This window comes from Anaerococcus sp. HMSC065G05 (genome assembly GCF_001812365.1).
GTDB classification, from domain to species: domain Bacteria; phylum Bacillota; class Clostridia; order Tissierellales; family Peptoniphilaceae; genus Anaerococcus; species Anaerococcus vaginalis.
In genome coordinates this window covers 37,921-43,826 of sequence record NZ_KV808721.1, presented here as the reverse complement: position 1 = coordinate 43,826, position 5,906 = coordinate 37,921, and the positions used below count along the sequence as shown (strand labels likewise).

Annotated in this window: 8 protein-coding genes; 6 read left to right on the top strand and 2 right to left on the bottom strand. The window is 32.0% G+C overall.

Annotated features, from left to right (window positions below; all coding sequences use genetic code 11):
- The first annotated feature begins 563 nt into the window (after positions 1–563).
- From HMPREF2852_RS07300 to HMPREF2852_RS07275, 6 genes are all read left to right on the top strand, one after another.
- Positions 564–1,691: an ABC-three component system protein gene (locus HMPREF2852_RS07300; protein ID WP_070607199.1), complete on the top strand. Its 1,128-nt coding sequence runs from the start codon at positions 564–566 to the stop codon at positions 1,689–1,691.
- Positions 1,675–1,899, top strand: a complete 225-nt coding sequence (locus HMPREF2852_RS07295) for an ABC-three component system middle component 7 (protein ID WP_001933535.1) — start codon at positions 1,675–1,677, stop codon at positions 1,897–1,899. Before HMPREF2852_RS07300 ends, HMPREF2852_RS07295 begins: the two co-directional genes overlap by 17 nt.
- Entirely contained in the window at positions 1,890–2,918 is a 1,029-nt protein-coding gene (locus HMPREF2852_RS10175; protein WP_261668232.1) for a hypothetical protein, read from the top strand. Before HMPREF2852_RS07295 ends, HMPREF2852_RS10175 begins: the two co-directional genes overlap by 10 nt.
- A 212-nt stretch (positions 2,919–3,130) precedes the next feature.
- On the top strand, positions 3,131–3,550 hold the full coding sequence (locus tag HMPREF2852_RS10170; RefSeq protein WP_261668231.1) for a DUF2326 domain-containing protein: 420 nt from the start codon (positions 3,131–3,133) through the stop codon (positions 3,548–3,550).
- Positions 3,534–3,743 (top strand): helix-turn-helix domain-containing protein, encoded by a 210-nt coding sequence (locus tag HMPREF2852_RS07280; protein WP_070607194.1) that lies wholly within the window; start codon positions 3,534–3,536, stop codon positions 3,741–3,743. The genes HMPREF2852_RS10170 and HMPREF2852_RS07280 overlap by 17 nt, the downstream gene beginning before the upstream one ends.
- Positions 3,744–3,780: 37 nt before the next feature.
- Positions 3,781–4,509 (top strand): HNH endonuclease, encoded by a 729-nt coding sequence (locus HMPREF2852_RS07275; protein ID WP_070607202.1) that lies wholly within the window; start codon positions 3,781–3,783, stop codon positions 4,507–4,509.
- Between the two features lie 18 nt (positions 4,510–4,527).
- Here HMPREF2852_RS07275 and dcm read toward each other — a convergent pair whose 3' ends face one another.
- Both dcm and HMPREF2852_RS07265 read right to left on the bottom strand, forming a co-directional pair.
- Positions 4,528–5,538, bottom strand: a complete 1,011-nt coding sequence (gene dcm, locus HMPREF2852_RS07270; protein ID WP_186821937.1) for a DNA (cytosine-5-)-methyltransferase — start codon at positions 5,536–5,538, stop codon at positions 4,528–4,530.
- A 50-nt stretch (positions 5,539–5,588) separates the two neighbouring features.
- Positions 5,589–5,795 carry a type II toxin-antitoxin system Phd/YefM family antitoxin gene (locus HMPREF2852_RS07265; RefSeq protein ID WP_070607185.1) on the bottom strand — a complete coding sequence of 69 codons (207 nt, stop codon included), beginning with the start codon at positions 5,793–5,795 and terminating at the stop codon, positions 5,589–5,591.
- Between the last annotated feature and the right edge of the window lie 111 nt (positions 5,796–5,906).

Genomic DNA, 5,906 nt, shown 5'->3' with positions numbered 1-5,906 from the left:
GTCTTTTAATGTCCATCTCAGTTACACCATCCTCTCCTGGTCTAAGTACTACAGTTTCTGTTGTGTACCCACCATTTTCCGTTCTTACTTGATATGAGTATTTATATACTCCACGCTCATCTTGTCTTGTTTTACGAATTTTCATTTGAAATCCCTCCATTTTCTTGGAATGAAGGAATTTCTAGAAATCAGCTAAAATAAGGCACAATAAAAAGACCACAAGCTTTTCTGAAGTTTCCTTCATTCATTACTTGCAGCTCGCCTTATTCGGTTAGTGAGCTGAACTATTTAGTTTTTCCATGCTTGTTCCGAATAAACCCATAGCTAGTAGGTCAACAAACATGAATTTTTTCTTGAAGTGATAACACTTCTTAAAGCAAACCATCCATCCTTTTTGCGAACGGTAGGTTTGACCAAAGATATATTCGCGTGATATAATATGTGTAAATAACACAGTTTTTCTTTGATGATTACATTTTACAAAATCGCTACTTTGAACTGGTTCTTGTTAGGTTCAAAGTAGTTCAAAGAGGTTCAAAATAAAAAGGAGGTGGTTACAATATATGGAGTTTAAAAATTTTTATTCACTGCTTTTTAATAGAATCAGCGATACATTAACCTCCGGAGAATTTGTTCGTGACTTAATTGCGATGATTACATCCGTACCGGAAAATGAATGGGGATTAAAAAAAGACCCTTCAAACAGGGTCAGTTTAAAGACATATGAAAATTTTGCTAAAAGAGGTATTAACAAAACTACTTGTAAAGCAATTGTATACAGACTTACCCCTGATAATTTCATTGATAGTTTACATACAAGACCAGAGGCAACTCTAGAACTGTTGGCGGACGATTTACACCCATATAATGCGGCTGCTACAAGGGAAAATGTTGCAGAACTACTAGCAGATATATTTGTAAATATTATTAGAACTACGGCAGGATTAACTTCTCCAGATATTCTTGAACAACAAAAGCAAATACAATCATCACTAGATTTGAAGACAAAATACGGAAAATACTTGCTTCAAGAATGTAATAGCCATTGTCCAATGTGTGGTAGGCTGCTATTCGTTTCAGACTCTTCAAAAATTAATGATGTCTATGAAGTAAGTAAAATAAATAAAAGTAAACAATCAACTATAGACAACACAGTTGCACTATGTCCTACTTGCTTTGCTACCTATCAAATGGACACCGGCACAAAAATGACTAGAGAACTAGTTAAAATAAAAAAAGCCCTTTCTAATCGTATGGAAAGCATGATTGAACTTGATGCTATACAACTAGAAAAGGGACTAACAAATGTAATTACAAAACTAAAAAAACTTAAAGAAAAAGATTTCTCTGCTCTAACAATGGATCCAAAAGAAATAGTGGAGAAAATAGATAAATCCAAGGATTTTCACTTGTACTTTCAGGTTAATAATTATGTAATGACCTACTTTGTAACAATTCGTGAAATTTTAAAAAATCTTGATAAAAGACAAGAAATAGACTATGAAGATTTGCAGCATCAAATAAGGGCAGCATATAAAAAGCTAAAGAAAACAAAAAAATCCGATATCGAAATCTTTACAAGTCTATCTGAAAGAATACATAAAGTAACAATGCAAGAAGAAATATTTTGCCAAGCCATTGTTTGCTACTTTATTCAAAGCTGTGAGGTGTTTGATGCAATTACCAAATAAATTATATTCATATCAAAAAAGCACCCTAGCTTTAATTCCTAGAGTGCTTAGAGAAATTAAGAATGGCAATGTCAATGTTGTAGATATTTATCATGCGATTAGTCAAAATTTAGATGACCCTACAGATTTTTTGTCTGTTATGGATTGCCTATATGCTTTAAATGCAATTGAAATGACCGATGAAGGCGAGGTGAAATTATGCTTGTAGAGATATATTCTCCAGTTTTCATGGAGAATAATGAGATTAGAAAACCAATCAAACTAAAAAAAGGCCTAAATGTAATCCAAGGTGCAACAAAAGGGTCTAACTCTATTGGTAAGTCATCTGCATTACTAGCCATAGACTTTGTTTTTGGTGGAGATACTTACTTAAGTAGTGATGGTGTAAAAAACATTGGAAACCATACAATTTATTCATGCTTCAAATTTGATAAAAAATATTATTTTGGAAGAAGTACCTTAGATCCAGATACCATCATCCTTTGTAATCCCGATTATTCAGTAACCGAAGATACAATAACAAAGAAAGAATTCCTTGACTTTTTAATGGAAAAATATATCAGCAATAAAACTGATCTTTCTTTTAGACAACTAATAAGTACCTACTTCCGAATTGCTGGGAAAAATAATAATGAGGCGAACTATCCTTTGCAAGGATATAGAAACCAAAGTACAAAAGAATCTATCAAAATATTAATGAGTCTTCTTGATTACTTTAAAGATATAGAGCCTTTCCACGCTAGGTATGATTTAGAAACAGATAAGTTGAAAACATTTAAAAATGCTAGAAAATACAGCTTTATATCTAATCTAGTGGGTGGAAAGACTAAATTTGAAGAAAATATCAAAACCATCAATGAATTAAAGGCTGAATTAGAATCTCTTACAGATACAACCAGCGAAGGTATTACTCAAGAAGAAATTGAACAATCTAAGCATTGCGAGAACCTAAAATCCCAAAAACTATACTTTGAAACGCAGTTAGAAAGATACCAAAGAAGAAACAAGCTGCTTAGCATTAGCATGGAGTATGGTCTTATGCCTACTGAAGCAGACATACAGAGCTTAACTGAATTTTTCCCAGAAGCAAATGTTAAGAAAATCTTTGAAATAGAAAATTACCATAAAAAACTATCTTCCATATTGAGTTGTGAATTTAGTAAAGAAAAAGAAATTCTAGAACAGACAATCACAGAATTGAAACTAACATTGAAAATATTAGTTTAGAACTTTCCAACCATAAAGTTAAGAACCAATTTTCAAAGGAGTTTCTAGATAAACACTCTTCTCTCCAAAGGCAAATTCAAGCTCTTGAGGAACAAAATGAAGCCTTTAAAGAAGAAAAAGCTCTATCCGATTTAAAGAGCGATGCCAAAGATAAATTAGAAACAAATGTATCAAGTCTACTAGCTGACATTACATTTAAACTTAATCAACAAATGTACGAGTTCAATGAAACTTTATATGTGGAAAAAAGAAATTCTCCAAAAATTTCATTAAAGAATTATAACAGCTACGAATTCTTTACACCACAAGATACAGGAACAGGTACAAACTTTAAAGGTCTGATTCTATTCGATCTTGCAGTTTTATACCTTTCTTCCCTTCCAGCACTGGCACATGATTCTTTACTTTTTAAGAACATTGATGATGAGGGTGTAGATGGAATAATGAGAATTTATGATAAAGTCCATCAGATTAATAAACAAGTATTCATAGCTTTCGATAAGCAAAGTTCTTATAGCGATGAAACTTATGAAATATTGCAAAATAATCGAGTGCTTCAATTAGCAAGCAACGGACACGAACTATATGGTAAGTCTTGGAATAGAGAGGTGAAAAATGAAACTAAGTTATAACAAACTATGGAAACTACTAATCGATAAAGGCTTAACTAAAACCAAGCTACGTGAAATGGCTGGAATCAGCTCTTCATCAATGGCTAAGTTAACAAACTGTGGAAATGTCACTACGGAAGTTTTAATTAAAATATGTAGAGTTTTAGACTGCGATATCAGTGATATTGCCGAGATAGTAAAGGAGAAAAAATAAATGAGCCAAAATATTTTTGAAAGGAGTAAAAAAAGAAATGGTAAAGATCGAAGATATTATCGAAATCAGAAAAGCTAAATTGCATGAACGTGGATATGAAATTGTCTTCCCAAACAACAAAATCATTTGGCTTACAAAAAGAAGAACCATTGCAGGTCTCCTTTTATTAATTAAATACCAAACGTGTTCTGAAGAGGATTTGGTTGGGGCAAACGATAGACTTGTAGCTATCAAAACAATTTTGAAAGGCAAATATGAAAATAGCTGGATTAAAGATAGATATGGAGATGCCAATAAGCCGTTTAGCGAATTATGGACTGAGGAAGGCTTTTCTTGCGTTCATGCTGAAGGGTTGCAAGGGAATCGAAAATATGTTCTAAATGTTTATGATCACGAATCGTTATTTAATGAAAATGCAAAATCTGTTAGAACTCAGTTAAGTACTGCGGATAAAACTACTATTCTTGACAGACAAGGCGGTGTTTGTAATATATGTGGATCTAAGCTTAAAAATAGTAGCAACATTCCGACTCACACATTTGCAAAAGATAGAGTAACATTAGAATTTGACCACAGAATTCCTATAGACCGTGGGGGAGAGAATTCCATAGATAACTATCAAGCTTTATGCCATTATTGTAACAAGTGTAAAAGGCAAATGTGTTTTATCTGCAAAGAACAATGTGACTCAACATGTGCTTTAGTAAATCCTGAAGATTCAATAATAGTCAAAGCAACTGGTGAAGATATATCTGATAGACTATAACAGAGAGAGCAATTGATATTATAACTTATCAATTGCTCTCTTAATATCATCGCAAATAGATTCAATTACAGGTGGGCATACAGCGTTAGCAAGTTGCTTTATTGCATCCGTTCTTGATACAGCAGTTAAATCAAAGCTTTCAGGGAAACCCATTATTCTCCTCATTTCAATCAAATTTAAGTGTCTTCTTTCCCTTGATAAAACTGGTATCATTGCCCCACCACCAGAATTGCTTACAGCAAATGTTGGGAAAGGTGCATCTAAAGAATATGCCCTAATTCCACTAGATCTTATTTGGAATACACAGTCATTAATGTTGCAATTTGCTGACACTCTTTCTAATTTTTTTCTAGTTTTAGGCAAAGTAAATGAGATATCAGATTCTTCCTTTTTCTCCGTATATAAATCAATATATTCCTCCCATCTTTTGCTTATTGGAATTGAGTAATCACCTAGATTTAAAAAATTTCGCAATGGCGTTTTTTCTGTTAATTTTTCTGTAAATTCAAATTTGATATTTGAATATCTATCCTTTGAGAATGCGACTATATATATCCTTGGTCTGCTCTGTGGTACTCCAAAATATGTGCTATCAATTATCTTGTCATACACATTATATCCGGCATCATTCAATTGTTTTTTTATCTCTTTAAAAGTATTTCCTTTATCGTGATTTTTTAAATTAGGTACATTTTCAAAAAATACAATATCAGGTCTTTTACATCTAATTATTTCCATGAGTTTGAAAAAAATCGTACCTCGAGGATCCTTAAAGCCATCTCCTCTTCCAGCTTGAGAAAAAGGCTGACATGGAAATCCTGCACATATCATATCAAAGTCAGGTAAATTTTCTTCATTCAAGTTAAATATATCTTTTGAATTAAATTTTTCGTTGAAATTTTTATAGTATGTTAATTCGCAACGATTATCTATTTCGTTAGAATAAACTGGCATACTTTCCATTTTAGAATTAGATATACCTATTCTAAACCCTCCTATACCAGTACAAAACTCTGCGTACTTTATCAATCTATCACCTCCAATTTTGTTATTCTCATGCGTTAAATGATATTTAAGTACTAGTATTCTAATATATCTATTCCTGTTTTTATAAGGCGATCATATCTTTCCTTAGAAATTAATACTGCCTTTGGTTTTCCATTTTTTAATATAAAAGCAGCCTCATCATTATCCGATAATTTAGTTATAATTTTAGAAGACTGTCCCTTTAAAAAATCAGACATATTATAAAAATCCATTGTTGTCTTACAATCTTTTTCTTTCATATCTTGCTCCTTTCGTATTAAAGATTTTACCATAAAATCACTCTTTTATAAACTTAAATTGTAATTACTTTTATAATTATATTTAGGTGGGTGCAGGTGGGTGCATTTTTG